This window comes from Lentzea fradiae (assembly GCF_900100955.1).
Taxonomy (GTDB): domain Bacteria; phylum Actinomycetota; class Actinomycetes; order Mycobacteriales; family Pseudonocardiaceae; genus Lentzea; species Lentzea fradiae.
Map to the genome: position 1 here is coordinate 111,422 of NZ_FNCC01000016.1, position 24,889 is coordinate 136,310.

Sequence of the window (24,889 nt, forward strand, 5' to 3'; positions counted from 1 at the left end):
GCCTGCCACGGGCGCCCCGCCAGCCGGCGGGGCCGATGCAATACGGGCGCTGGAGGGTCTCCCGTCCCCAGTTCCCCGCGCGCATTCAAACAGGTCAGAGCTCGACTCGGTACTGGGAGTCCACGATAGGTAGCCTCGTCCGTCGTGATCAGCCGTGCCGCGGTGGTGCCGCACCCGCCTCTCCTGGTGCCAGAACTGGTGGCGGGAGCCGCCGCCGAGACCGAGCCCGTGCGGGCCGCTTCCCTTGCCGCGGCGGGAAAACTGCCCGGTCCGTGGGTCGCCGTCGCCGCCGCCCCCACCGGCAGGGCGACGTTCGTCCCGCCGCTCGCGGGAACATTCCTCGGTTATGGGGTCGACGTGCCGGTGTCACTCGGGGGTGACCCGGCTCCCGGCGCGGACCTCCCGCTGCCCGTGCTGGTCACCGCGTGGCTGCGGGAACGCTGCGCGGTCGAGGTGTCACGCGTTGAGATCGTTCCCGACGACCTGCCGGTCGGGGACTGTGTCGCGTTGGGACGGCGGCTGGCCTCCGAGGACTGCGGCCTGCTCGTCCTCGGCGACGGCTCCACCCGGCACGGCCCGCGGTCACCGGGGTCCGACGACGAGCGGTCCGGCCCGTTCGACGCGGCCGTGCACGACCTGCTGGCCACCGCCGACACCGACGGCCTGCTCGCGCTCGACCCCGCGCTCGCCCGTGAGCTGGGCGCGCAGGGCAGGGCCGCCTGGCAGGTCCTCGCCGGCGTGCCAGGACCGTGGCGCGGTGCCGGCGCCGAGTTCTTCGCACCGTTCGGCGTGGGCTACCACGTCGCAGTCTGGGAGCGCCCGTGATCACACCCATCGCCGTCGTCGGACCCACCGCCACCGGCAAGTCCGACCTGGCCGTCGCGCTCGCCGAGCGGTTCGGCGGCGAGGTCGTCAACGCCGACGCCATGCAGCTCTACCGCGGCATGGACATCGGCACGGCCAAGATGCCGGTCGCCGAGCGCAGGGGCGTCCCGCACCACCTGTTCGACGTCCTCTCGGTCACCGAGACCGCCTCCGTCGCCGCCTACCAGCGGGAGACGCGGGCCGTGGTCGAGGACCTGCTCGCCGCCGGACGCCCGCCGGTCCTCGTCGGCGGCTCCGGGCTGTACGTGCAGGCCGTGCTCGACGACCTGAAGTTCCCCGGCACCGACGACGCCGTGCGCGAACGCTACGAGGCCGAGCTCGCCTCGGCGGGCCCGGAGGCGCTGCACCGGCGGCTGCGGGAGCTCGACCCGGCCGCCGCCATCGCGATCCTGCCGTCCAACGGCCGCCGCATCGTGCGCGCCCTGGAGGTCATCGAGCTGACCGGGGAGCCGTTCTCCGCGAACCTCCCCAAACCCGGCCCCGCCCGGTACGGCACCGTCCAGATCGGCGTCGACCGCGAGGTGTCCGAACTGGACGAGCGCGTCGACCGGCGGGTCGACGTGATGTTCGAGGCCGGGCTGGAGGACGAGGTCCGCGCCCTCGTCCGGCTGGGCCTGCGCGACGGGAGGACGGCCTCGCGGGCCCTGGGCTACCAGCAGGTCCTGTCCGCAATGGACGGAGCCTGCACGATCGACTTCGCCAGGGAGGAGACCAAGCGCGCCACCCGCCGGTTCGTCCGCAGGCAGCGGTCCTGGTTCCGCCGCGACCGGCGCATCACCTGGCTCGACGGTGCGCGGCCCGATCTCTTGGAGGCCGCCGGTAGCCTGGTGCCGTGGAGTTCGTGAAGGGGCACGGCACGGAGAACGACTTCGTCGTCCTGCCCGACCTCGATGACCAGCTGGACCTGACGGTGGCGCGCGTGCAGGCGCTGTGCGACCGGCAGCGCGGCCTCGGCGCGGACGGCGTGCTGCGCGTCGTGCGGACGAGTGGCGAGTCGGGCGGCAAGTGGTTCATGGACTACCGCAACGCCGACGGCTCCATCGCCGAGATGTGCGGCAACGGCCTGCGCGTCTTCGCCCGCTACCTCGTCGACGCGGGCCACCAGGCCCAGGGCGAGTTCGTCGTCGGCACGCGCGCGGGCGACCGGACCGTGGTGACGCACCCGGACGGCTCCGTCACGAACTACATGGGCCCCGCCAGGGTCACCGGCACGTCCATCGCGGCGGTCGACGGCCACGGCATCGGCGGCTTCGCGGTCGACGTCGGCAACCCGCACCTGGCGTGCGTCACCGAGGAACCGGTCGAGGACTTCGACCTCACCGTGCCGCCGGGCTTCGACCCGGTGATGTTCCCGCACGGCGTCAACGTCGAGTTGGTCAACGTCATCGGCCAGGACGCCCTGCGCATGCGCGTGCACGAACGCGGCGTCGGCGAGACCCGCTCGTGCGGCACCGGCACCGTCGCGGCCGTCGCGTCGTGGCTCGCCGGTCAGGGCCGCACGACCGGCTCGGCGACCGTCGACGTCCTCGGCGGTCAGGTGTCGGTCACCATCGAGCCGACGACGTCGACGCTCACCGGACCCGCCGTGCTCGTCGCCCGCGGCGAGCTGGACAAGTCCTGGTGGGACGCCCTCGTCTGAGCCCCTGTTCGCCAGGCTCTCCGCGGCGCCGCATCAGTTCACGATCTCCATCGGGGTTTTCGCCGCGCACGCGGTCAGCTTGTCTCCGACGACAACGACCGGCGCACGCGGTCATCTCATGGTGTGCGGCTGATATCCGATATATCGGATATCAGCTGAGGTCGATGACCTCGATCCTCCCGAGCCGGGCGGGCCTCACCACCGATGGGTGCGAGTCGGGCGCCGTCAGGCACACGAGCTTGTCGCCGACGACGGCGACGGCGAAGCACGGCTGCGTCGTCTCCACCTTCCGGGTGACGGCGCCGCCCTCGGCGATCCGGTACGCGGCCGCCTGCAACGCCGGCGCCACCCACACGCCGTCGCCGTCGCCCGCGATGCCGTCCGGGGCGATGCCGTGTTCCTTCACGTCGGCCCACACCCGGCGGTCGCTCAACGACCCGTCGCCGCCGACCGAGAACGCCGTGAGCCCGAGCCGGAGAGTCTCGGCGACGACGAGGACGTCGCCGCCGTCTGGTCCGGACAGCAACGCCATCCCGTTCGGGAACTTGAGGTCCTCGGCGACGACGCTGACAGTCCCGTCGGGCCGGACGAGCGCGAGCTTGGCGCCGAGCGGGTCGTAGCCGGGGTCGAGCAGGCCCTCCAGGCCGATCTCGTCCATGACCCCGTGCAGGTCGAACCCGAAGTTGCCGACGTATGCGCGGCCGCTGGCGTCGACGAGCATGTCGTTCGCGTGGAACGTCGCGATATCCGATATATCGGCGTGCACGACGAGGTCGTCGCCGTCGAGCCGGCGGACCGTGCGGTCGAGCATCGACACGACGAGCAGGCTCCCGTCGGGCAGCCAGCCGAGGCCGGAGGGCTGGCCGTCGAAGGCGACGACGACCTCGTCGTCACCCGTCGCGAGGTCGAGGGCGTGCACCTCGCCCGCGTAGAAGTCGGAGTAGTAGAGGCGACCGTCCGGGCCGCGTCGCGGCCCTTCGCCGAAGTGGAGACCGTCCCGCAGCACCGAGGTATCAGCCATGGGCGACGACGCTATCCCCGGCGGGCAGATCGCGCATGGACCGCAACGGTGACAGCAGCAGCCACACCATCCCGGCCACCGTGCCGGCGAGGGAGACCCACAGCGTCGGCACGATCCCGATCCACGACCCGAGCACGCCGCCCAGCAGCGCGCCCAGCGGTGTCGCGCCCCACACCACCCAGCGGATCGAGGCGTTCATCCTGCCGAGCAGGTGGTCGGGGCAGATCACCTGCCGGTAGCTCACCTGGCCGATGTTGTAGACGACGACGCCGAACATGGTCACCGCGAGCCCGAGCATCGGCAGCACGAGACCCCACCCGTCCGACACGAACGGCAGCGCCAGGGTGAACGGCCAGGTCAGCACGGGGACGAGCCAGATCATCCTGGCCTGGCCGACGAGCAGCCCGATCCGGTGCGCGAACGCCGCCCCGAGCACGCCGCCGACGCCGCCCGCGCTGAGCACCAGGCCGGCCGTGCCCTCGTTCAGCCCGGCGACCTGCAGCAGGAACAGCACCATGACGGCGTTCTGGATGCCGTGGAAGAAGTTCGACGTGCCGGTGCAGGCCACGATCATGCGCAGCGTGACGTTGCCGAAGACGAACCGCAGGCCCTCCGCGATCTCGCGGCGCAGGTGCGGGTCGGGGTGGCGTTGCGGCACCGGTTCGGCCGTCTTGATCCTGGCCAGGAAGAACGCCGAGCTCAGGTAGCCCAGGCCGGTCGCGAGGACGCCGTTGGCCGCGCCGAGGAACTGCGCCGCGTACCCGCCGACCGCCGGTCCGGACACCTCCGCGACCGACATGCTGGCCTGCAGCTTCGAGTTGCCCTCGACGAGCTGGCCGCGTCCGACCAGCGACGGCAGGTACGACTGGTAGGCGACGTCGAAGAAGACAGTGCACACGCCCACCGCGAGGCTCACGACGACGAGCTGCGGCAGCGCGAGCAGGTCCAGCCACCACGCGACCGGCACGCTGATCATCAGCGCGGCGCGGACCAGGTCCATCGCGATCATCAACGGCTTGCGGCGCACCCGGTCGACCCACACGCCTGCGGGCAGGCCGATCACCAGGAACGCCATCGTGCTCGCCGCGGCCAGCAGGCCCATCTCGAACGGTGTCGCGTCCAGCACGCCCGCCGCGAGCAGCGGGACGACCGTCATCCCGACGGTCGCGCCGAACTGGCTGATGGTGTCGCCGGTCCAGAGCCTGCGGAAGTCGGGGTGCCCCCAAAGCGCCATGCGGGGGAGTCTGCGCCGAGTGATTGGAAAGTGTCAATCACTTACACTCGCGCCATGTCCCCCCACGGCAACCGAAGGCCCGCGACCAGCGAGGAGGCCGCCGCCCTCAGCTCGGACCTGCGGCTGCGGATGATCCGGTTGACGGTCGAACGACCGCTCACCAACAAGGAGCTGGCCGACCGGCTCGGCAAGGACCCGGCCACGACGCTGCACCACGTCCGCAAGCTCGTGGCCGCGGGTTTCCTGGAGCCGTTGCCCCCGCGCGCGGGCAACCGGGGCGCCAAGGAGATCCCCTACCGGTCGACAGGTCTTTCCTGGCAGCTCGACAACAGCGAAAATGCGGTCGCCGTCGGCGAGGCGATGCTGCACGCTTTCCTCGGCGAGGTTGCCGACATCGGGCTCCAGGACGTGGAACAGAGCCGTCTGGTCGTCACCGTCGACCCCGAGGAACTAAAGCGGCGGCTCGCAGCGTTGATGGATGAGTTGGCCGCTCAACCGGTCAAACCGGATGTTCCCCGTGTGGCGATCTACCTCGCGGTGTATCCGGGGGACTGAACAGTCCGTGGGACGATGAAGGGCAAATGACGGAAAACATCCAGAGCACAGAGTTCGACCCGGAGTTCGACGCCACCTGGGACGAGGAGGACGACTTCTCGACCGGTGACTACGAGCTCGCCGAGCGCGCCGCGTTGCGCCGCGTCGCAGGTCTGTCGACCGAGCTCGAGGACATCACCGAGGTCGAGTACCGCCAGTTGCGCCTGGAGCGGGTCGTGCTCGTCGGGGTGTGGACCGAGGGCACGGCCGCCGACTCCGAGGCGTCCATGGCCGAGCTCGCCCGCCTCGCCGAGACCGCCGGCTCGCAGGTGCTGGAGGGCGTCGTGCAGCGGCGCGACAAGCCTGACGCGGCGACGTACATCGGGTCCGGCAAGGTCTCCGAGCTGCGCGACGTGGTGCAGGCGACCGGCGCGGACACGGTGATCTGCGACGGTGAGCTGTCGCCGGGCCAGCTGCGTCAGCTGGAGGAGAAGCTCAAGGTCAAGGTCATCGACCGCACCGCGCTCATCCTGGACATCTTCGCGCAACACGCGCGGTCCAAGGAGGGCAAGGCGCAGGTCGAGCTGGCCCAGCTGCAGTACCTGATGCCGCGCCTGCGCGGCTGGGGCGAGACGCTGTCCAGGCAGGCCGGTGGCCGTGCCGGCGGCGGCAACGGCGGCGTGGGTCTGCGCGGTCCCGGTGAGACCAAGATCGAGACCGACCGGCGCCGGATCCGCGCGCGCATCGCCAAGCTGCGCCGCGAGATCGCCGCGATCGGCGTCATCCGCGAGACCAAGCGGGGCCGCCGCACGGCGAACGAGATCCCGAGCGTCGCGATCGCGGGCTACACCAACGCGGGCAAGTCCTCGCTGCTCAACGCGCTGACGGGCGCCGGTGTCCTGGTGGAGGACGCGCTGTTCGCCACCCTCGACCCGACGACGCGCCGCGCGCTGACGCCGGAGGGCCTGCCGTACACGCTGACGGACACCGTCGGCTTCGTCCGGCACCTGCCGCACCAGCTGGTCGAGGCGTTCCGGTCCACGCTGGAGGAGGTCGGCCAGTCCGACCTGCTCGTGCACGTGGTCGACGGCTCCGACGCCATGCCGGAGCAGCAGGTCAAGGCGGTGCGCGAGGTCCTCGCCGAGATCAACGAGGAGTCCGGCGCGCCGATGCCGCGCGAGCTGCTCGTCGTGAACAAGATCGACGCGGTGGGCGACCTGGGCATGGCCCGGCTGAGGCACCTGTTCCCGGACGCGTCGTTCGTGTCGGCGCACTCGGGCCTCGGCATCGAGGAGCTGCGGGTCCGCATCGCCGAGCTGATGCCGCGTCCCGAGGTCGTCGTCGAGGCACACGTGCCGTACGCGCGCGGCGAGGTCGTCGCCCGCGTGCACCGCGACGGCGAGGTGCTGTCCGAGAAGCACACGGAGTCGGGCACGCTGCTCAGCGCACGCGTGCGCCCGGACCTGGCCGGTGTCCTCGAGGAGTTCGCGACGAACGGGACCCCTGCTTGATCCTCCCGCCTCCACCGGTGGACGTGTGCCCGGTAGCCATGCAGGAGCTATCCGGGCTCGCGTCCGACGGCAAGCAGTTCTACGCCGTCAACGACAGCGACGACGGCACGTTGCGCATCCAGGTCATGGGCCGCGACTGCGTCGTGACCCGCACGATCACCGCGCCCATCAACCCGTACGACGTCGAGGACCTGGCGCTGACGCCGGACGGCACCCTGTGGGCGTCCGACACCGGCGACAACAACAAGTCCCGGCCCACCGTCGCGTTGCACAAGGTGTCGCCGTCGGGCGCGGTGGAGGTGTTCCGGTTCACCTACCCGGACGGCAAGCACGACGCCGAGGCGTTGATCGTCGACAAGTCCGGCACGCCGTACATCATCACCAAGGAACCCCTCGGTTCCGCGCTGGTGTACCGACCGGCGGCCCCGCTGCGCACCGACGCGCCGGTACCGCTGGAGCAGGTGGCACGCGTGTCGCTGTCGACGACGGACACGCCCGGTGGACCGCTGGAGGGCAAGCTCGACTCGCGCCTGGTGACGGGCGCGGCCTCCACAGCTGACGGCTCCGTCATCGCGTTGCGGACCTACACCGACGCCTACCTGTACCCGGTGCCCGGCGGCGACGTCGTCAAGGCGCTGGAAGGCGACCCGGTCCGCATCCCGTTGCCGGACGAGCCTCAGGGCGAGGCCATCGCGTTCGACCCGGACGGCACGCTGCTGTCGGCGTCGGAGGGCGTGGGCACCCCGATCCGCGCCGTCGCGGGCGCTGCGGCGCTGGCCCAGCCCATCGTGCCGGCGACGACGTCGGCGCCCCCGGCGGCGGAGTCCGGCGACGACCAGGTGCAGGCCGCGCCGCCGTCGAGCTCGTCGTGGCAGAACTGGCCGCTGGCCCTGTCGCTGGGCGGCGTCGTCCTCGTCGTCGCCCTCGTCATCGGCCTGCGGATGCGCCGCCGCGCCTGATATCCGATATATCAGTTCGGGCGGCCCCGAACACACTCGTGGGCGGGCATCTCACCGAGAGGTGCCCGCCCACGAGTGCGTGAACGCTACGGAAGACGCCGCAGCACCGTGACGACCTTGCCCAGGATCGTGGCCTCGTCGCCGTTGATCGGCTGGTACGCCGGGTTGTGCGGCATCAGCCAGACGTGGCCGTCCTTGCGCTTGAACGTCTTCACCGTGGCCTCGCCGTCGATCATCGCGGCGACGATCTCGCCCTGGTCGGCGGTCGGCTGCTTGCGGATCACGACCCAGTCGCCGTCGGTGATCGCGGCGTCGATCATCGAGTCACCGACGACGCGCAGCAGGAACAGCTCGCCCTCGCCGACGATCTCACGGGGAAGCGGGAACACGTCCTCGATCGACTCCTCCGCCAGGATCGGGCCACCGGCGGCGATGCGGCCGACCATCGGCACGTACGCGGGCGTCGGCTTGGACATCGGGTCGAGACCAGGGTCGATCTCGGTGGGCAGCATCCCGACCGCGCGCGGGCGGTTAGGGTCGCGGCGCAGGAAGCCCTTCCGCTCCAGCGCGCGCAGCTGGTACGCGACCGACGAGGTCGACGTGAGCCCCACGGCCTCGCCGATCTCGCGCACGCTCGGCGGGTAGCCGAAGCGGTCGACCCAGTCGCGAATGACGTCGAGCACCTTGCGCTGACGCAGGGTCAGGCCGGCGTTTCCCGCGATCTCGCTCACCTGTGCCTGCGCGAGAGCGGGCTCAGGGTCGATCGTCTTGCCTGCCACGGTCGCTGTCCTCCTCGCCGCCCCCAGTTCGAATGGGATTCCGGCCTCCGTCGATCTTCGTGGTCGACGGTAGTCGTGTTTGTTGCGCAGATCAAACACCTGTTCGAGTTATTTGCCCGCGTGTTCTGGCGCGAGGTGGTCCGGCGTGGTAGAAATTCGCACGGACGTTCGATCGAACCCCTGTTCGATCAAGGTGGTTGACCTGCGATGGAGGGCGTCATGGCGGTGCTCGTCGAGAAGCGGTTGCGCGTGGCCGGGGACGCGGACGTCGCAGCGGGCCGTCCCCTCCGTTCGGGTCCCCGCGTCATGCCGCGCCGACCAGCGACGAAGCCGCACCAGGTCGTCGTGCCCGCCGCGCGCGAGTCGAGCTCGTGCGAGGTCCGGCAGCGGCGCGAGTCGTTGTTCGAGCTTGTCGCCGTCGGCGTGCTGAGCGCCCTGACGGTCGTCGCGCTCGGCGTGCTCTACCTCCAGCAGGTGGGGGTCACCCCGTAGCTCCGCCCCCACATCTTGTGTCTCCGCGCCCGCCTCGACGTGTTCGCTCCGTCATGAGGCGGGCGTCGCTGTGTAATCGCCGCTGATCATCGCCGGTTCCTCCGACAGGGTGACGCGCCACGCGTCGTGTCGAGTTGCGTCCGCGTCCGCAGCGATCTAGGTTCTACCCCTACATCTAGTGGTTGCACCGTTGTAAGTAGTCCACAGGTTGTGGGTAACCCGACCAGTGCGGCTGCTGCGATGAACGCTGCGCGGGGGAAGGGGTGAGGTGGCGTGCGTTGTCCGTTCTGCCGCCATTCGGACTCACGGGTGGTCGACTCCCGTGAGGTCGACGAGGGTCAGGTGATCCGCCGTCGGCGCTCCTGCAACAGCTGCAGCCGCAGGTTCACCACGGTCGAGGAAGCGGTCCTCGCCGTGGTCAAGCGCTCCGGGGTCACGGAGCCTTTCAGCCGCGACAAGGTGGTCGTCGGCGTGCGCAGGGCGTGCCAGGGCCGCCCGGTCGACGAGGACGCGTTCCAGGTGCTCGCCCAGCGAGTGGAAGAGTCGATCCGGTCGACGGGATGTGCGGAAATCCCGAGCCACGAGGTGGGGCTGGCCATTCTGGGGCCCCTGCGCGAACTCGACGAGGTCGCATATCTGCGCTTCGCGAGCGTTTACCGCTCCTTCTCGTCCGTCGAGGACTTCGAGAAGGAAATTCTCGATCTTCGCACTGCCCGGGCCGAAGCGGCTCAGGAGCAGTGATCTTCGCGCACTCCGGCGCGAAACCTACTTTTCTCAGCACCACACGAGGGAGATCCACCGTGACCGAGACCGTCGGCGGCTCAGCCAAGAAGACAGCCGCACGGGCGGCTGCCAAGCCGGCCGCGCTGAAGGTCCAGCGCGTCTACACCACCGAGGGCCGTCACCCCTACGACGACGTCACGTGGGAGCGCCGCGACGTCGTCATGACGAACTGGCGTGACGGCTCGGTGAACTTCGAGCAGCGCGGTGTCGAGTTCCCCGAGTTCTGGTCGGTGAACGCCACCAACATCGTCACCAGCAAGTACTTCCGCGGTGCCGTCGGCAGCGACAAGCGCGAGCAGTCGCTGCGCCAGCTGATCGACCGCGTGGTGAAGACCTACGTCGGCGCGGGCAAGGAGCACGGCTACTTCGCGGGCGACGCGGACGCCGAGATCTTCGAGCACGAGCTCACCTACATGCTCCTGCACCAGATCTTCAGCTTCAACTCGCCGGTGTGGTTCAACGTCGGCACCAGCTCGCCGCAGCAGGTCAGCGCGTGCTTCATCCTCGCGGTCGACGACACGATGGAGTCGATCCTCAACTGGTACCGCGAGGAGGGCCTGATCTTCAAGGGCGGCTCCGGTGCCGGCCTGAACCTCTCGCGCATCCGTTCGTCCAAGGAGCTGCTGTCCTCCGGCGGCACCGCGTCCGGCCCGGTGTCGTTCATGCGCGGCGCCGACGCGTCCGCGGGCACCATCAAGTCCGGTGGCGCCACCCGCCGCGCGGCCAAGATGGTCGTCCTCGACGTCGACCACCCGGACGTCGTCGAGTTCATCGAGACCAAGGCGCGCGAAGAGGACAAGATCCGCGCGTTGCGCGACGCCGGGTTCGACATGGACCTCGGCGGCTCGGACATCGTGTCCGTGCAGTACCAGAACGCGAACAACTCGGTCCGCGTGTCCGACGAGTTCATGCATGCCTACGAGAGCGGCGGCGACTTCGGCCTGCGCGGGCGGCAGGACGGCGAGGTCATCGAGCGCGTCGACGCCAAGGACCTGTTCCGCAAGCTCGCGAAGGCCGCGTGGGAGTGCGCCGACCCCGGCATCCAGTACGACGACACGATCAACGACTGGCACACCTGCCCCGAGTCGGGCCGCATCACCGCGTCCAACCCGTGCTCGGAGTACATGCACCTCGACAACTCGAGCTGCAACCTCGCGTCGCTCAACCTGATGAAGTTCCTCGGTGACGACGGCAGGTTCGACGCCGTCACGTTCGCCAAGGCCGTCGAGCTGATCATCACCGCGATGGACATCTCGATCTGCTTCGCGGACTTCCCGACCGAGCCGATCGCGGACACCACCCGCAAGTTCCGCCAGCTCGGCATCGGCTACGCCAACCTCGGCGCGCTGCTGATGGCGACCGGCCACGCGTACGACTCCGAGGGCGGCCGCGCGCTCGCCGCGACCATCACCTCGCTGATGACCGGTGTCTCGTACCGCCGCTCCGCCGAGCTCGCGGCCGTCGTCGGCCCCTACGACGGCTACAAGCGCAACGCCACGGCGCACCAGCGCGTCATGCGCAAGCACGCCGCCGCCAACGACCTGATCCGCACCTACCACGCGAACGACTCGTCGGTGCACAAGGTCGCGACCGAGGCGTGGCAGCAGGCGCTGGAGACCGGCGCGAAGAACGGCTGGCGCAACGCCCAGGCGTCCGTGCTGGCCCCGACCGGCACCATCGGCCTGATGATGGACTGCGACACCACCGGTATCGAGCCGGACCTGGCCCTGGTCAAGTTCAAGAAGCTCGTCGGCGGCGGCTCGATGCAGATCGTCAACCAGACGGTGCCGCGCGCGCTCAAGGCCCTGGGCTACCAGGACGAGCAGGTCGAGGCGATCGTCGAGTACATCGGCGAGCACGGCCACGTCGTCGACGCGCCGGGCCTGCGCCGCGAGCACTACGAGGTCTTCGACTGCGCCATGGGCGAGCGGTCCATCGCGCCGATGGGCCACGTGCGGATGATGGCGGCCACGCAGCCGTTCCTGTCCGGCGCGATCTCCAAGACGGTCAACATGCCGGAGACGGCGACCGTCGAGGACGTCGAGGAGATCTACTACCAGGGCTGGAAGCTCGGCCTGAAGGCGCTCGCGATCTACCGCGACAACTGCAAGGTCGGCCAGCCCCTGTCGGCGGGCAAGTCGGCGAAGAAGGCCGAGGAGAAGACCTCCGAGACCGTCGTCGAGTACCGCCCGGTCCGCAAGCGCCTGCCGAAGAAGCGCCCGTCGCAGACGGTGTCGTTCACCGTCGGCGGTGCCGAGGGCTACCTGCACGCCGGGTCCTACCCGGACAACGGCCTCGGCGAGATCTTCGTCAAGCTGGGCAAGCAGGGCTCGACGCTGGCCGGCGTGATGGACGCGTTCTCGATGTCCATCTCGGTGGGCCTGCAGTACGGCATCCCGCTGGAGTTCTACGTCTCGAAGTTCCAGAACCTGCGCTTCGAGCCGGCGGGCATGACCGACGACCCGGACGTCCGCATCGCGACGTCGGTGCTCGACTACCTGTTCCGCCGCCTCGCGCTCGACTACCTGCCGTACGACAAGCGCGCGCAGCTCGGCATCTTCACCGCCGACGAGCGTTCGGCACAGGTGGCGGGCGAGTACGGCGCTCCGGCATCGTCCGATGTGGACCTGGAGGGCCTGCGCGGCTCGGTCGAGGCGTCCAAGTCCGTCGAGCCCGCGGTCGAGACGTCCGCGCCGAAGCAGGTCGGCAGCTCGACCGAGCTGCTGGAGCTGCACCTGGGCAAGGCCGCCGACGCGCCGCTGTGCATGACGTGCGGCACGAAGATGCGTCCTGCCGGGTCCTGCTACCTGTGCGAAGGCTGCGGCAGCACCTCGGGCTGCAGCTGACCCGACCGCTGACCGCCTGCCGGGGAGTCGCCTCCCCGGCAGGCGGTTTCGCCGTCAGGGCAACGTGATCCCGTGCCGGTCGGCCAGCTTCTTCTCGATCTCCGCGATGACGCACGCGATGGTCGACGGGTTGAGCCTGCCCTCGCCGAAGTGGCTGACGGTCTTCGCGAACTCGTCCGCGGCGAGCGCCCGGCACTCGGCGTTGAGCGAGCGGTGGTCCACTTCGGCCTCGCGGAACACCTCCAGCGGCTTGCGGCCGAAGATGACCTCGAACTCCTCCCAGCCGCGCATCGTCCAGTACGTGCTGTCGGGGGACGACACGCCCGTCGCGCGCAGCCACCGCCACATGTACCGCGGGTCCTCGTGGCTCGGCGCCTCGCGGCGGCACCGGGCGCACAGCAGCACGAGGTTGTCGGCGGCGTCGCTGCCACCCAGCGCCACGGGCACGATGTGGCACTTCTCGAGTCTCGTCCGGTAGCCGCACCGCCAGCAGCGTTCGTGGGCCGTGCTCCAGTCGACGGTCATCTCGACCTCGTGCTCGACCCAGTGCGCGACTATCTGCGCGGTGCTCGCCGCCATGTGACCTCCCCAGTCGTCGATCTTTCTGTCGGTTGCGAAGGCGATTCTGTTTCACGTGCCCGCACCTGGTAGAACAACGGCAAAGGGGGAGAGATGCGCTCTTTCGACGACCTGCGCGGTCACCTGCTCGGCCAGCTCAACGCGGCTGTCCGGCGACCCGGCATGTACGGCGGCGAGGCGGTGATCCTCACCCTGCTCGACGCGCTGGCCTACGCCGACGACCGCACCGACCGGTGGCAGTCCGAGCTCGACACGCTCGTGAAGCGGGGCGCGGCGAACGCGGCCATGGTCAGCGGCGCGGTCCACGAGGTGCTCGGCCACCGCAGCGAGGACGTCATGGCGTCGGTCTACGCGGACCTCGCGCACCGGCAGGGCTGGCTCTCGCTCGACACCGACAGCCGGATCCCGGGTGTCCTGGGCGAGGACGACTGCCTGCTCGACGACGTGATCGCGGAGTACGGCGAGCCCCCGTTGTGGCTGGGCGGCACGAACCCGAACTACTCGAAGACGCTCGGCTACCCGGACCGGTCGGGGTCGCTCGTGTTCTTCCACTTCATGCCGGAGCTGCGGCTGATGGCGACGCGGCGCGGCGACGGCGCGTTCCGCGACAGCTTCGTCTTCACCCCCGCCGGGCAGGCTCGCTGAATCCGGCCCGCAGAGGGGCCCGAGCGGCTAAAATCGCAGGTGATGCGCACTGTTCTGCATTCACGCGCGCGCCTGGACCTCGCATACGACTCGCTCGCCGGCCTCTCCGTCGGCGACGCCCTGGGCGCACAGTTCTTCATGGTCGGCCGCTCGCTGCCCGACCTCGTGGCCGGTAGGCCGCCACGAGGGCCGTGGGAGTGGACCGACGACACCGAGATGGCCTGCAACCTCGTCGCCGAGCTCCGTGACCACGGTGAGGTGGACTCGGACCGGCTCGCGGTGACGTTCGCCGATCGCTGCGAGCCCTACCGCGGCTACGGTGCGGGTGCCTTCACCATCCTGCGCAAGATTCGCCAAGGCATGCCGTGGAAAGAAGCCGCCTCCAGCGCGTTCAACGGCCAGGGTTCGTGCGGCAACGGCGCCGCGATGCGAATCGCGCCCTTGGGGGCGTACTTCAACGACGACCCGAAAACCATTACGACGCAAGCGATCCGTGCCAGCGAGGTGACCCACCAGCATCCCGAGGGCATCGCCGGCGGAGTCGCGGTGGCACACGCGTCGGCGCTCGCGGTGGTGTCCCGGCTCACCGGGACACCACCGCGGGACTTCCTCGGCGGCGTTCTCGACCACCTCGAAGAGTCGTTGGTGCGCAAGGGGATCGAGAAAGCACGGAAGATCGACAACGCCGAGGAAGCCGCGTACGTGCTCGGCAACGGCTCCCGCGTCACGGCACAGGACACGGTGCCGTTCACGCTTTGGGTTGCGGCACATCACCTTGACGACTACCGCGCCGCGATCACGACGTGCGTCACGGCGGGCGGCGACATCGATACGACGGCCGCGATCGTCGGCGGAATCGTCGCGAAGCCACCGCGGGAGTGGCTGGCGGAACGCGAACCGCTTCCGGACTGGGTCAGCCGCTAGTCCTTGTGCCGCTGGTAGTACCGCGCCACCCGCACCCGGTTCCCGCACGTCGCGGGATCGCACCACCGGCGTCGCGGGTGCGCGGGCACGAACAGCAGCCGGCACCCCGGCCCTTCGCACGTCTTCACCTTCCGCACCGCCGGTGACGCCAGCAGTTCCGCCGCCGCACCGGCCAGCGTCGCGAGCGCCCGCGCGACCTCGTCACCCTCCCGCGACCGCGTGACCACCACGCCGTCGTCCCAGGTCAGCACTTCGAACGACGGTGCGCCGCGCAATGCCGCGTTCACCGGCGCGAGGTCCGGCTCCCGGCCGTCCCGTGCGGCGAGGATCGCCGCCTCCACCTGGCCACGCAACACCACGACCTCCTGCGACCAGGGCAGCCCTTGCGCGGACAGCCACTCCTCCAGCCGGTCTTCCTCGGAGGTCAGCGTGTTGACGAAGTCGATCGCGAGCACAACCTAACTGTACATCACGCCGACTACCCATTAGCCTAATTCAACATGACGACAAAGACCCGTGTGACCCGTTACCGCACCGCCGACATCGACGGCCTCGACGTCTTCTACCGGGAGGCCGGCGACCCGGCGAAGCCCAAACTCCTTCTGCTGCACGGCTTCCCGTCGGCATCGCACCAGTACGCGCGGCTGATCGAGGAGCTGAAGGACGACTTCCACATCGTCGCGCCCGACCACCCCGGCTCCGGCCACAGCGCCGCGCCCGACCGCCCGTACACCTTCGACTTCCTCGCCGACACGATCGAGAAGTTCTTGCGGGCCATCGACTTCACGGGCTTCACGATGTACGTCTTCGACTTCGGCGCGCCCGTCGGTTTCCGCGTCGCCACCCGGCACCCCGAGTGGGTGAAGGGCCTGGTCGTGCAGAACGGCAACGCGTACGAGGACGGTCTGTCCGACCTCGCCTGGGGTTTCATCCGCAACCGCGACCCGCGGTTCGCGCGTGACCTGCTCGCCGCCGAGTACACGAAGTTCGCCTACCTCGAAGGCGCGCGCGACCCGGAGACGATCTCACCCGACACGTGGACGCTCGACCAGCACTACCTGGACCTGCGCCCGCAACCCCAGGTCGACCTGTTCCTCGACTACCACTCCAACGTCGAGCAGTACCCGCGGTGGCAGGCGTACCTGCGCGAACACCAGCCGCCGACGCTGATCACGTGGGGGAGGGGCGACCCGTACTTCCTCGAGCCCGGCGCGAAGGCGTACCTGCGCGACCTGCCGGACGCGCGGCTGCACCTGCTCGACACCGGCCACTTCGCCCTGGAGGAGGACCTGACCGTGATCGCCGACCTGGTCAGGGAGTTCGCCGCGGCCGGGTGAGGTGTCCGCCAGCGGGTTCCCTGTGTCGCAAGACATCCACGACGTGATCATCGCTCGGCGCCATCGCCGCTGATCACGGCCTGTTGGCCACTCATCAGGCGGGCCGGACGCGTAATCTCGGAGGCGTGGCTGAGTCCAAAGGTGAGCTGAACAAGGTCCAGCAGGGTGTGGCCGACTACCTGCTGCGCGCGGGAGTCGACGGGTTCGGGCCGTTCAAGAGCGCCCGCGAGGCCGCGTCCGACGCGCTCGCCAAGAAGGGCGGCCAGGACGCCGCGATCAAGCACCTCGTCCGCACCCACGTGGCGCTCGCCGGGGCCCAGGGCTTCCTGACGAACCTCGGCGGGCTGATCACGTTGCCCGTCTCGCTGCCGTCCAACGTCGCGGCCACGTACGTGATCCAGACGCACCTCATCGCGTCCATCGCGTCGTTGCGCGGCCACGACGTGGACAGCGAGGAAGTGCAGACGGCCATCCTGCTGTGCCTGCTCGGCAATGCCGGAACCGAGCTGTTCAAGAAAGCCGGCATCAAGCAGTTCACCAAGAAGGCCGCCTCGGCGCTCATCACGAAATACGGCACGAAAAAGCTCGGCACCCTCGCCGCGAAGGGCGTTCCGGTGCTCGGCGGCGTCATCGGCGGTGGCGTGGACGCCGCCTCGACCCGCGCCGTCGGCGCATTCGCGAATCGTTACTTCACGCAGCCCAACCCGTTGCCCGAGGTCATCGACGGCGAAGTGCTGCACGTGGAGATCGAGGAAGCGGACGGAACGACCGATTCGCGCTAGCTCAGCCGGTCGAGCGCGGAGGTGAACGCGTCCGGCGGAATGAGAACACCTCCGCTGTACGGGTTCTGCAACTGGTAGATCGCGAACAGCAGCAGAACCAGCGTCGACGTCAGCGTGACCGTGATGAGCAGCTGCGAGACCAGGTTCGGGCCGCCGAACAGGAACGGGAAGAGCAGCGACAGCACCGTGCCGATCAGCAGCGCGAGCCACACGACCGGCTTGACGCCGTTGTCCGCCGCGTCCAGCCGCTCCTGCCTGGCCTGGTAGACGTCCCAGAGCTGGTTCGCGGCCTCGGTCTTGCGGTCCTCCTGCCAGCTGCCGTCGGGAGCCGCCGTCGCGATCGTCTCCTTGAGCAGGTTCAACGTGACCCAGCCGCGGTTGCCGACCTCCTCTCCCTCCTGCATGCGCGGCCACTCGTCGTCGACGACGGTCGCCACGTAGTCGCGGGTGAGCTGGTCCACCTTCGACCGGGCGGGCTCCGGCAGCGACCCGGCCGACCAGTTGACCGCGACGAGCGCGTTGGCCTCCCGCTGCACCTGCTCCTCCGCGGCGTTGGCCGAGTCGAAGAGCGCGATCAGGATGAACGCGACGAGCACGGCATGCAGACCGGCGACGATGCTGAACACCGAACCGCCCGCACCGAGGTTCTTCTCGCTCACCTCGTCCGAGCCGAACCGGCGGGTGACGACGACGAGAACGGCGGAGATGACGGCGGCACCGAGAACCCAGAGCGCGCCGCTGAGGTAAATGCTCAATTCGGCCCCTTTCTTGGTGTGGGATTAGACCACGGTCTACTGTGACCGGTACAGCAAGGTCCGGTGGACGAGTAATGGTCAGGTGGAAATGCGCGGCGACACTACCAATACCCGGTTGTCGTATTGGGTTGCTCCATCCCGGTGGTGGCGCGATTCGCTCGCGCTGAGCGCCGCGTCCGCCCTCGTCGTGCTTTCCGCGCCGTTCACCAGCGCCGTTGCGCAGGCCGCTCCGCAGAACTGTGACGCTTATCTGGTGCGTTCACTCGATAGGGGAAAGTTTTCGAGTTTTTCGGCCCTCGACGTGTCATCCGGTGGAGTGACAGAAATAGCTCACCTGGACTACTCCGTGAATGCGCTGGGGTACTCGGCGAAGCTCGGCAGGCTGGTCGGGCTCACGTCCAAGGGCCACCACTGGTGGAAGCGCCCCTCGCACGTCGTCCTGATCGACACGAAGGGAGCGGTCGACGACCTCGGGCCCGTTGACGCGCACTGGTTCCGCACCGACGACGTGACGGCCGGCGCGGTCGTCGGCAGCACCTTCTACGTGCGTGACCACGCGCTGCTGCACTCGATCGACATCGACCCCGCCAGCCCGGCCTACCTCAAGATCGTGCGAACCGTGGTGCTCGGCTGGCCCGCGCTCGCGCTCGACGACTTCACGCCGGACCCGGCGACCGGAATGCTGACGGGCGTGTCGGCGGCGGGCGTGGGACCGGGCGAGGTCGTCACGTTCGACCCGGCGACCGGCAAGGTGCTGAGCAGGACCGACGTCCCCGGTCTGCCGGGCGGGTCCACGTACGGCGCCGTCATCGCCGACTCCGCGGGCACCCTCTATGCCGTCAACAACGGCCACCACCACCGCAGCCGCGTCTACCGGATCAGCGGGACGTCCGCGGTGGAGCTGTCATCGGGCCCGCGGATGGGCATGGTCGACGGTGCGGGCTGCCTGCCGGCGCCGATGCCGCCCGAGGTCGAGGTCCCGGAACCTCGCCCCGAGGTGCCGTCCGTCCCGCCCGTGTCGTCGTCCCCTGTGCCGACGCCCGTTCCCGTGCCCCCACCGGACGCCGTGGTCGCGCCGGTCGTCCCGCCGGTGCCCGCCGTGCCTCCCGTTCCGGCCGTGACGCCGCCTTCCGTTCCTGCACAACAGGTTCCGGCGCGGGTGGCGCGCCAGCGGACCCAGCCACGTGAGGACCTCTCGCTGGCCGTCGAGACCACTCCGCTGACGAAGTCCCGCAAGTGGGCGATGGCGACCATCGTCCTGGTGATGCTGGGCGCCGGTGCCGCGGCCGCCCGTGCCCGAGGTTGATCCGGCCTGCTGTGGCGGGGGCCGCCGGTCCGGCCCCCGCGGGTGAGGCCCGCGATTAATTCGGTTGGCAGGCCGCGACGACGTCGCTAGCGTTGCGGCCATGTTCTTCATCTGATGAAGCCCTCGCAGCGGTTCAGCCGCTCGCTCCGCGACCTGTCGTCGCGCTTGGTGACCCTTCCGCGGGTCCTTCTTCCACGGCCGTCTTCCACCGTGGCTCTTGCACGCCCTCTTCGCGAGGAGGCTTTCGCATGCCTGACAACACCCAGCCCGAGCCGGGCAACCGCGCCGCACGCCGTGCGGGCAAGCGGTCCAAGCAGGACCAGAACACGCACTTCACGCTGCCTCAGCAGCGGGTGCCGGTGGTCCAGCCGCGCCAGTTCGCCATGCGTCGCCGCGGAGGAGCCGCGTAGCCGACGCCGGACCAGGCGCGACACCGCGGGGGACGCGTTCGTGCATTCGAGCGCGTCCCCTGCTCTCTTGGGGGCACTGTCTCCCGTTCCGCCCCGATCGGTTCTAGCCTGAGTTGCCTACCGGACCGACAGGATCGGAGGCGCAAATGAGGATTGCCGACGTTTTGCGGACCAAGGGATCGGCGGTCGCGACCATCGACCAGGACCTACCGGTGTCCGAGCTCCTCAGAGCCCTGGCCGAGCACAACGTCGGCGCGATCGTCGTCGTCGACCCCTCCGGCGTCGTGGGCATCGTCTCGGAGCGGGACATCGTCCGCCGCCTGCACGAGACAGGCGCCGAACTCTTGTCCTCCCCGATCTCATCGATCATGACCGTCGACGTGCACACCTGCTCGCCGACGGACACGGTGGACGACCTCACGGTCGTGATGACCGAACGGCGCTTCCGCCACGTGCCCGTGGTGTCCGACGGACAGCTCGTCGGGATCGTGAGCATCGGCGACGTCGTGAAGAGCCGCATCGGGCAGCTCGAACAGTCCCAGGACCAGCTGCAGGCGTACATCGCCCAGGGCTGACCTGTTCTCACTACGCTCGAACGAGTGAATTCTTCCGCGGAACGGCCCGCGCTGGTCCCAGTAGCGCCGGGAGTCCACGCCTACGTCCAGCCGGACGGGTCCTGGATGATCAACAACACCGGCGTGGTCCTCGGCTCCGACGACTCGCTCCTGCTCGTCGACACCACGTCCACCGAGGCGCGCAACCGCGCGTTGCTCGCCTCGGTGGCGGCCGTGACCAGCGCCGACCCCGGCTACGTGGTCAACACCCACCACCACGGCGACCACACCTTCGGCAACTGGCTCGTCCCGCCGTCCACCGTGATCATCGGCCACGAGGCGTGCCGCGAGGACGTCATCGGCTCCGGCCTGCTCGCCGCCCAGGTGCTGACCGGCCCGGACTACGGCCACATCGAGGTCCGCCCGCCATCGCTGACCTACACGAAGTCGCTGACCCTGCACCTCGGCACACGCGTGGTCGAGCTGCACCACCCCGGCCCGGCGCACACCCGCGGCGACACCGTCGTGTGGCTGCCGGACGACCGCGTCCTGTTCACCGGCGACCTGGTCTTCGCGGGCGGACAACCGTTCCTCGCAGAGGGCAGCATCCTGGGCTACCTGTCCGCGCTCGCGTTCCTGCGCTCGTTCCACGCCGACGTCCTCGTCCCCGGCCACGGCCCGCTGCTACGCGGCGACGACATCACCCGCGTCCTCGACGACCTCGTCGCCTACACCACCTACCTCTACGACCAGGCCAACGCCGGCCACGCCGCGGGCAAGACCCCGATGCAGGTGGCCCGCGAGGCGGAGCCGACACGCTTCGCGTCGTGGCAGGAGTCCGAGCGCTTCGTCGGCAACATCCACCGCGCCTACCACGAACTGGACGGCAAGCCGCTCACCGAACGCGTCGACCTCGTCCGCGTGTGGACGGACATGACAGAACTCCACGGCGGCCCCATCACCTGCCACGCCTGACCCGATCGATATACCGGCACGCCAGCCGACACGCCGATGCCGACCGACGGGACATTGACGCCATCAACGTCGCCATGTCCCGTCGTCAACATCACCGTCAACATCGCAACGTCAACGTCCAGCCGTTCACACCCGGTCATGCCACATCAACGACCTGTCGACACCGCAGGCAACTCGGGCACGTTCGCCGGACCGTTGAGCTCGAACACCACCCGACCGCGATCTGTGCCGCCCGCACGGAGGCCGGTTAAGTTCGGAAGATGCTGTACGACGTCGCCGACGCCACGCGCCGATATATCAGTGCGCTCGACGCCGGCCAGCGCGAACACGCCATCCGCGCTGTCACCGACGACGACCTCAGGCACCGCTGGGCCTACACGCCGGGCACCCGTCCCGGCCTGGCCCTCGGCGACCTCGGCCGCGACCAGCGCAAAGCCGTCCACGGCATGCTCGCGACAGTCCTCAGCCCGCACGCCTACGCGCAGGCCGCGGAGGTGATGGCGCTGGAAGACGTGCTCGACCACCGTGAGGGCGGCACTCGCGACCGCCACAGCGGCGACTACTGGACGATCCTCTTCGGCACGCCCGGCAGTGACGAGCCGTGGGGCTGGCGCATCGAAGGGCACCACCTGTCGGTCAACGTCGTCGTCGCCGAAGGCCGCATCGCGGCGACACCGTTCTTCCTCGGCGCCAACCCGTCCCGCGTCACCTACCGAGGCCACGTGGTCGGCCAGCCGCTGCGCCTGGAAGAGGAACTGGCCCGCGAACTCCTCGACCGAATGGGCCCGACCGCCCGCCGCCTCGCCGTCGTGTCGGACACGGCGCCACGCGACATCCGCACCGGGAACTCCCCGCGCATCAGTCCGTCCGAGCCGGTCGGAGTCACACCTTCACAGCTCGGCAAGCCGGCCGCCGAGCTGCTGGTCGACCTGGTCCGCTTCTACCTCGACCGCCTCGCCTTCGAACTGGCCGACGAGGAGTTCGCCCAACTCGACCCCGAACGCCTGCACTTCTCCTGGGAAGGCTCACTACGCCGGGGCGAGGGCCACTACTACCGCGTCCAGGGGCCAGAGCTGCTCATCGAGTACGACAACACAGCCAGCGAGGCCAACCACGTCCACACCGTCTGGCGTCGCCATTCAGGTGACTTCGGCGACGACCTCCTCGCCGCCCACTACCAGGCGTCACGGCACACTGTCGCCCGTGGAGTGGCCCAGAACAGTTGAGGACGCCGTCGCGACCCAAGAACGACTGCGCGGTCAAGTGATCGTCACCAGCGCCCCCGGCCTGCGCACGGACACCGTCGCCGGCCTCGACGTCGGCTACCGCGGTGACGACGAGGTCGTCGGCGTCTGCGTCGTGTTCGACGCGAAGACGCTGGACGTCCTGGACGAGGTCGTCGTGGAGGACACGACGAACTTCCCCTACATCCCCGGCCTCTTCGCGTTCCGCGAGATGCCGGTGCTGCTCCGCGCTCTCGACAGGGTGACCGTCACCCCGGACCTGTTGGTCGCGGACGGTCAAGGTCTCGCGCACCCGCGCCGGTTCGGTCTGGCGTGTCACCTCGGCGTGCACACCGGTATCCCCAGCATCGGCGTCGCCAAGAACGCCATGGGCACCTTCACCCAGCCCGGCGAACGGCGCGGGTCGATGAGCGACCTCATCATGGACGACGAGGTCGTCGGCAGAGCACTGCGCACCCAGGACGGCGTCAAGCCCGTCTTCGTGTCGGTCGGCCATAAGATCGACCTGGACCGCGCGTGCGCCGAGGTGCTGCGCCTCGCCCCGCGCTACCGGCTGCCCGAGACGACCCGCCGCGCCGACACCCTCACGAAGCGGGCTGCTTCGTCGGGGCGAAGCTGACCAGCACGAGCAGGATCGCGCCGCAGACCAGCGCGATGTCCGCGACGTTGCCGACGAACCAGCCGTTGTAGTCGATGAAGTCGACGACGTGCCCCCGCGCGAACCCCGGCTGCCGGAACAGCCGGTCGAGCAGGTGCGTCGTCGCCCCGCCCAGCATCAACGCGAGCGCGAAAGCCCGCAGCCTCGTCTGCGGCTGCGTGCCGTATCGCGCGAGCATCACGACGGCGACGGCGGCGATGATGGTGAAGACCCACGTCGACCCCGCGCCGATGGAGAACGCGGCGCCGGGGTTGTAGAGGAGCCTGAGCTGCAGGAACTCCCCGATCACGGGGATGGGTGCGCGACCCGTCAGCGCGCTCTCGGCCCAGAACTTGGTGGCCTGGTCCAGCAGCAGCACGAGCGCGGCGATGCCCACGACGAGCGGCACGCGGCGAGAGGTGGTGGTGTCCATTTGCGGACGAGCGTAGTTAAGAACCCCACCACTCGGCACTAGACCCTGGTCACGCGGTGCCCCGCCGTGCGTCGCCCCCGAACAGGAGCGGGTGCGTGTCCACGATTTTGCGAGCGACGGCGACGGAGTCGACCAGCGGATGCAACGCGAGCGCCTTCACGGCGTGCGCACGCTCACCGCTGATAGCGGCCTTGATCGTGGCGCGCTCGACGACCTTCAACGAGGTGACGAGCCCGACGCCCTCGTCAGGCACCTGGCTGACCGCGACGGGACGGGCTCCGTTGGCATCGACAAGACACGGCACCTCGACAACGGCATCGACATCTAGACAAGTCAACGTCGTCCTGTTCGGGACGTTGAGAATCAACGTCGCCCGTTTGTCGGACGCGATGGCGTGCATCAACTCAAGCGCGACCTGGTCGTAGCCGCCGCCGTCGAGATCGTCGGCGTCACGCTCCTCATCGCGGGTCTCAGCCATGTACGTCTGCTCGCGTTCGAGGCGCGTCCGCTCCCAGCTTTCCAACGACGGCGCGTCGTAGAACCGCTTCTGCTGGTCCAGCAGGAACGCCCCACGCGACGCACCGGACGCCACCGCCTCACGCGTGAAGTAGTAGTAGTGCAGGTACTCGTTCGGAATGGCGCCCAACGAGCGCAACCACTCGGCGCCGAAGAGCTTGCCTTCCTCGAACGACTCCAGCCGCTCGGCATCGGCAAGCAAATCCGGCAGCACATCGTGCCCACGAACGTGCACACCACGCAGCCAGCCGAGGTGGTTGAGCCCGGCGTAGTCGAGCCACGCGTCCGCGACCTCCACCCCGGCAGCCCGCGCGACGCGCTTGCCGAGCCCCACGGGGGAGTCGCAGATGCCGATGACCCGGTCGCCGAGGTGCGCCGTCATGGCTTCGGTGACCATGCCGGCCGGATTGGTGAAGTTGATGACCCACGCATCCGGCGCGTGCACTGATATCCGCCGCGCGATGTCGAGCGCGACAGGAACGGTGCGCAACCCGTAGGCGACGCCGCCCGCACCGACGGTCTCTTGGCCGAGCACTCCGCATCCGGCCGCGACGCTTTCGTCCGCCGCACGTCCGCCAAGCCCGCCGACGCGGATCGCCGAGAACACGAAGTCGGCACCCCGCAACGCCTCGTCGAGGTCCGTCGACGCCGTCACAGTGGGCGCGTCCGAGACGTCGGCCGCAAGTTCGGCGAGCACTCCGCAGACCGCGGCGAGCCGGGAGGCGTCGAGGTCGTGCAGAACGACCTCCGTGACGCGGCCGGGAGACCTGTCGGCGAGCAGTGCGCGATACACCAGCGGCACACGGAAGCCACCTCCGCCCAGGATGACCAGCTTCATGCTTCGACCACGTCCATTCCGGCATCGACCGCAGTGCGCACAGCGCCACCGATCCTACATTTCCGCTACGACGCACGACGAATTGCGAAGACCCTGCCGGACGGATGGTGCGCGCCCGCTGTTCAACAGAGTCAACCGGCGCCGTGCAACTGAGGCCAGCGCGTCCGTGCAAGCGTTCCCGCAGCTCACGCCGTCAGGAGGACAGGTCGTTCAAGGGGTTTCGCGCGCGGCAGATTCATGCTACAAAGAATGGCTTTGCGCTTTCGGAATG

27 protein-coding genes are annotated in these 24,889 nt (G+C 69.4%); 19 read left to right on the forward strand and 8 right to left on the reverse strand.

The features are described 5' to 3' along the window. Nucleotides 1-144: 144 nt before the first annotated feature. From BLT23_RS32510 to dapF, 3 genes are read left to right on the forward strand one after another with little or no spacing between them, the layout of a single operon-like run. Nucleotides 145-825: a class III extradiol dioxygenase subunit B-like domain-containing protein gene (locus BLT23_RS32510; RefSeq protein ID WP_090056535.1), complete on the forward strand. Its 681-nt coding sequence runs from the start codon at nucleotides 145-147 to the stop codon at nucleotides 823-825. Then, nucleotides 822-1,730 (forward strand): tRNA (adenosine(37)-N6)-dimethylallyltransferase MiaA, encoded by a 909-nt coding sequence (gene miaA, locus BLT23_RS32515; protein ID WP_176947027.1) that lies wholly within the window; start codon nucleotides 822-824, stop codon nucleotides 1,728-1,730. Before BLT23_RS32510 ends, miaA begins: the two co-directional genes overlap by 4 nt. Beyond that, nucleotides 1,718-2,524, forward strand: a complete 807-nt coding sequence (gene dapF / locus BLT23_RS32520) for a diaminopimelate epimerase (protein ID WP_090056539.1) — start codon at nucleotides 1,718-1,720, stop codon at nucleotides 2,522-2,524. Before miaA ends, dapF begins: the two co-directional genes overlap by 13 nt. Nucleotides 2,525-2,675: 151 nt before the next feature. On the opposite strand, the gene BLT23_RS32525 is transcribed toward dapF, so the two are convergent. Together BLT23_RS32525 and BLT23_RS32530 are read right to left on the reverse strand one after the other, a co-directional pair. After that, complete coding sequence (locus tag BLT23_RS32525; protein WP_090056543.1) at nucleotides 2,676-3,545, reverse strand: SMP-30/gluconolactonase/LRE family protein; 870 nt, start codon at nucleotides 3,543-3,545, stop codon at nucleotides 2,676-2,678. Beyond that, entirely contained in the window at nucleotides 3,538-4,779 is a 1,242-nt protein-coding gene (locus tag BLT23_RS32530) for an MFS transporter (RefSeq protein WP_090056546.1), read from the reverse strand. The genes BLT23_RS32525 and BLT23_RS32530 overlap by 8 nt, the downstream gene beginning before the upstream one ends. Nucleotides 4,780-4,833: 54 nt before the next feature. Here BLT23_RS32530 and BLT23_RS32535 point away from each other — a divergent pair, with 54 nt between their 5' ends. From BLT23_RS32535 to BLT23_RS32545, 3 genes are read left to right on the forward strand one after another with little or no spacing between them, the layout of a single operon-like run. Next, the gene (locus BLT23_RS32535) at nucleotides 4,834-5,334 is read left to right on the forward strand and encodes an ArsR/SmtB family transcription factor (protein WP_090056550.1); all 501 of its coding nucleotides are present in this window, start codon (nucleotides 4,834-4,836) and stop codon (nucleotides 5,332-5,334) included. A 26-nt stretch (nucleotides 5,335-5,360) separates the two neighbouring features. Beyond that, on the forward strand, nucleotides 5,361-6,824 hold the full coding sequence (gene hflX, locus BLT23_RS32540) for a GTPase HflX (RefSeq protein WP_090056554.1): 1,464 nt from the start codon (nucleotides 5,361-5,363) through the stop codon (nucleotides 6,822-6,824). A gap of 38 nt (nucleotides 6,825-6,862) precedes the next feature. Next, complete coding sequence (locus BLT23_RS32545) at nucleotides 6,863-7,783, forward strand: esterase-like activity of phytase family protein (RefSeq protein WP_090056558.1); 921 nt, start codon at nucleotides 6,863-6,865, stop codon at nucleotides 7,781-7,783. A gap of 86 nt (nucleotides 7,784-7,869) precedes the next feature. Here the strand turns inward: BLT23_RS32545 and lexA are convergent, their stop codons facing one another. Further along, nucleotides 7,870-8,547: a transcriptional repressor LexA gene (gene lexA / locus BLT23_RS32550; RefSeq protein WP_176947035.1), complete on the reverse strand. Its 678-nt coding sequence runs from the start codon at nucleotides 8,545-8,547 to the stop codon at nucleotides 7,870-7,872. Nucleotides 8,548-8,769: 222 nt separating this feature from the next. Here lexA and BLT23_RS32555 point away from each other — a divergent pair, with 222 nt between their 5' ends. The 3 genes from BLT23_RS32555 (at nucleotide 8,770) to BLT23_RS32565 (ending at nucleotide 12,683) form a co-directional block, all read left to right on the forward strand. Beyond that, nucleotides 8,770-9,054, forward strand: a complete 285-nt coding sequence (locus BLT23_RS32555; RefSeq protein WP_090056562.1) for a hypothetical protein — start codon at nucleotides 8,770-8,772, stop codon at nucleotides 9,052-9,054. Nucleotides 9,055-9,327: 273 nt separating this feature from the next. Further along, nucleotides 9,328-9,795 carry a transcriptional regulator NrdR gene (gene nrdR, locus BLT23_RS32560; RefSeq protein WP_065913411.1) on the forward strand — a complete coding sequence of 156 codons (468 nt, stop codon included), beginning with the start codon at nucleotides 9,328-9,330 and terminating at the stop codon, nucleotides 9,793-9,795. Nucleotides 9,796-9,854: 59 nt separating this feature from the next. After that, nucleotides 9,855-12,683 carry a vitamin B12-dependent ribonucleotide reductase gene (locus tag BLT23_RS32565; RefSeq protein WP_090056566.1) on the forward strand — a complete coding sequence of 943 codons (2,829 nt, stop codon included), beginning with the start codon at nucleotides 9,855-9,857 and terminating at the stop codon, nucleotides 12,681-12,683. A 54-nt stretch (nucleotides 12,684-12,737) separates the two neighbouring features. On the opposite strand, the gene BLT23_RS32570 is transcribed toward BLT23_RS32565, so the two are convergent. Beyond that, nucleotides 12,738-13,262, reverse strand: coding sequence for an HNH endonuclease (locus BLT23_RS32570; RefSeq protein ID WP_090056569.1), 525 nt, complete (start codon nucleotides 13,260-13,262; stop codon nucleotides 12,738-12,740). 93 nt (nucleotides 13,263-13,355) lie between these two features. Between BLT23_RS32570 and BLT23_RS32575 the strand changes: the two genes are divergently transcribed. Together BLT23_RS32575 and BLT23_RS32580 are read left to right on the forward strand one after the other, a co-directional pair. Next, nucleotides 13,356-13,907: a hypothetical protein gene (locus tag BLT23_RS32575; RefSeq protein WP_090056572.1), complete on the forward strand. Its 552-nt coding sequence runs from the start codon at nucleotides 13,356-13,358 to the stop codon at nucleotides 13,905-13,907. A 42-nt stretch (nucleotides 13,908-13,949) separates the two neighbouring features. Continuing rightward, nucleotides 13,950-14,831, forward strand: a complete 882-nt coding sequence (locus BLT23_RS32580) for an ADP-ribosylglycohydrolase family protein (RefSeq protein WP_090056576.1) — start codon at nucleotides 13,950-13,952, stop codon at nucleotides 14,829-14,831. Here the strand turns inward: BLT23_RS32580 and BLT23_RS32585 are convergent. Then, nucleotides 14,828-15,286 carry a CGNR zinc finger domain-containing protein gene (locus BLT23_RS32585; RefSeq protein ID WP_090056579.1) on the reverse strand — a complete coding sequence of 153 codons (459 nt, stop codon included), beginning with the start codon at nucleotides 15,284-15,286 and terminating at the stop codon, nucleotides 14,828-14,830. The two genes, BLT23_RS32580 and BLT23_RS32585, sit on opposite strands and share 4 nt — an antisense overlap. Nucleotides 15,287-15,331: 45 nt before the next feature. On the opposite strand from BLT23_RS32585, the gene BLT23_RS32590 reads away from it, so the two are divergent. Continuing rightward, entirely contained in the window at nucleotides 15,332-16,168 is an 837-nt protein-coding gene (locus tag BLT23_RS32590; RefSeq protein WP_090056583.1) for an alpha/beta fold hydrolase, read from the forward strand. Nucleotides 16,169-16,293: 125 nt separating this feature from the next. Further along, nucleotides 16,294-16,950 carry an EcsC family protein gene (locus BLT23_RS32595; protein ID WP_090056587.1) on the forward strand — a complete coding sequence of 219 codons (657 nt, stop codon included), beginning with the start codon at nucleotides 16,294-16,296 and terminating at the stop codon, nucleotides 16,948-16,950. On the opposite strand, the gene BLT23_RS32600 is transcribed toward BLT23_RS32595, so the two are convergent. After that, complete coding sequence (locus BLT23_RS32600) at nucleotides 16,947-17,705, reverse strand: bestrophin-like domain (protein WP_090056591.1); 759 nt, start codon at nucleotides 17,703-17,705, stop codon at nucleotides 16,947-16,949. The two genes, BLT23_RS32595 and BLT23_RS32600, sit on opposite strands and share 4 nt — an antisense overlap. A gap of 88 nt (nucleotides 17,706-17,793) precedes the next feature. Here BLT23_RS32600 and BLT23_RS32605 point away from each other — a divergent pair, with 88 nt between their 5' ends. The 6 genes from BLT23_RS32605 (at nucleotide 17,794) to BLT23_RS32625 (ending at nucleotide 22,813) form a co-directional block, all read left to right on the forward strand. Then, nucleotides 17,794-19,011 carry a DUF6923 family protein gene (locus tag BLT23_RS32605; RefSeq protein ID WP_425434437.1) on the forward strand — a complete coding sequence of 406 codons (1,218 nt, stop codon included), beginning with the start codon at nucleotides 17,794-17,796 and terminating at the stop codon, nucleotides 19,009-19,011. A gap of 248 nt (nucleotides 19,012-19,259) precedes the next feature. Continuing rightward, entirely contained in the window at nucleotides 19,260-19,421 is a 162-nt protein-coding gene (locus BLT23_RS41085; RefSeq protein ID WP_176947028.1) for a hypothetical protein, read from the forward strand. Between the two features lie 146 nt (nucleotides 19,422-19,567). Continuing rightward, nucleotides 19,568-19,996 carry a CBS domain-containing protein gene (locus tag BLT23_RS32610; protein ID WP_090056598.1) on the forward strand — a complete coding sequence of 143 codons (429 nt, stop codon included), beginning with the start codon at nucleotides 19,568-19,570 and terminating at the stop codon, nucleotides 19,994-19,996. Between the two features lie 24 nt (nucleotides 19,997-20,020). Next, nucleotides 20,021-20,950: an MBL fold metallo-hydrolase gene (locus tag BLT23_RS32615; protein WP_245744427.1), complete on the forward strand. Its 930-nt coding sequence runs from the start codon at nucleotides 20,021-20,023 to the stop codon at nucleotides 20,948-20,950. 260 nt (nucleotides 20,951-21,210) lie between these two features. Then, nucleotides 21,211-22,176, forward strand: coding sequence for a DUF3500 domain-containing protein (locus BLT23_RS32620; protein WP_090056606.1), 966 nt, complete (start codon nucleotides 21,211-21,213; stop codon nucleotides 22,174-22,176). Further along, nucleotides 22,154-22,813, forward strand: a complete 660-nt coding sequence (locus BLT23_RS32625; protein ID WP_342713713.1) for an endonuclease V — start codon at nucleotides 22,154-22,156, stop codon at nucleotides 22,811-22,813. Before BLT23_RS32620 ends, BLT23_RS32625 begins: the two co-directional genes overlap by 23 nt. On the opposite strand, the gene lspA is transcribed toward BLT23_RS32625, so the two are convergent. After that, on the reverse strand, nucleotides 22,779-23,264 hold the full coding sequence (lspA, locus tag BLT23_RS32630) for a signal peptidase II (protein ID WP_090056610.1): 486 nt from the start codon (nucleotides 23,262-23,264) through the stop codon (nucleotides 22,779-22,781). The two genes, BLT23_RS32625 and lspA, sit on opposite strands and share 35 nt — an antisense overlap. 49 nt (nucleotides 23,265-23,313) lie before the next feature. Next, a complete protein-coding gene (locus tag BLT23_RS32635) occupies nucleotides 23,314-24,618 on the reverse strand; it encodes a 6-phospho-beta-glucosidase (RefSeq protein ID WP_090056613.1) in 1,305 nt (434 codons plus the stop codon). Nucleotides 24,619-24,889 lie beyond the last annotated feature (271 nt).

Coding starts and splice junctions, on each gene's coding strand:
- BLT23_RS32525 (WP_090056543.1), bottom strand. CDS start 3,545: ATGGCTGATACCTCGGTGCTGCGGGACGGTCTCCACTTCGGCGAAGGG.
- BLT23_RS32530 (WP_090056546.1), bottom strand. CDS start 4,779: ATGGCGCTTTGGGGGCACCCCGACTTCCGCAGGCTCTGGACCGGCGAC.
- BLT23_RS32535 (WP_090056550.1), top strand. CDS start 4,834: ATGTCCCCCCACGGCAACCGAAGGCCCGCGACCAGCGAGGAGGCCGCC.
- hflX (WP_090056554.1), top strand. CDS start 5,361: ATGACGGAAAACATCCAGAGCACAGAGTTCGACCCGGAGTTCGACGCC.
- BLT23_RS32545 (WP_090056558.1), top strand. CDS start 6,863: ATGCAGGAGCTATCCGGGCTCGCGTCCGACGGCAAGCAGTTCTACGCC.
- BLT23_RS32555 (WP_090056562.1), top strand. CDS start 8,770: ATGGAGGGCGTCATGGCGGTGCTCGTCGAGAAGCGGTTGCGCGTGGCC.
- BLT23_RS32570 (WP_090056569.1), bottom strand. CDS start 13,262: ATGGCGGCGAGCACCGCGCAGATAGTCGCGCACTGGGTCGAGCACGAG.
- BLT23_RS32575 (WP_090056572.1), top strand. CDS start 13,356: ATGCGCTCTTTCGACGACCTGCGCGGTCACCTGCTCGGCCAGCTCAAC.
- BLT23_RS32580 (WP_090056576.1), top strand. CDS start 13,950: ATGCGCACTGTTCTGCATTCACGCGCGCGCCTGGACCTCGCATACGAC.
- BLT23_RS32590 (WP_090056583.1), top strand. CDS start 15,332: ATGACGACAAAGACCCGTGTGACCCGTTACCGCACCGCCGACATCGAC.
- BLT23_RS32605 (WP_425434437.1), top strand. CDS start 17,794: ATGCGCGGCGACACTACCAATACCCGGTTGTCGTATTGGGTTGCTCCA.
- BLT23_RS41085 (WP_176947028.1), top strand. CDS start 19,260: ATGCCTGACAACACCCAGCCCGAGCCGGGCAACCGCGCCGCACGCCGT.
- BLT23_RS32610 (WP_090056598.1), top strand. CDS start 19,568: ATGAGGATTGCCGACGTTTTGCGGACCAAGGGATCGGCGGTCGCGACC.
- BLT23_RS32620 (WP_090056606.1), top strand. CDS start 21,211: ATGCTGTACGACGTCGCCGACGCCACGCGCCGATATATCAGTGCGCTC.
- lspA (WP_090056610.1), bottom strand. CDS start 23,264: ATGGACACCACCACCTCTCGCCGCGTGCCGCTCGTCGTGGGCATCGCC.
- BLT23_RS32635 (WP_090056613.1), bottom strand. CDS start 24,618: ATGAAGCTGGTCATCCTGGGCGGAGGTGGCTTCCGTGTGCCGCTGGTG.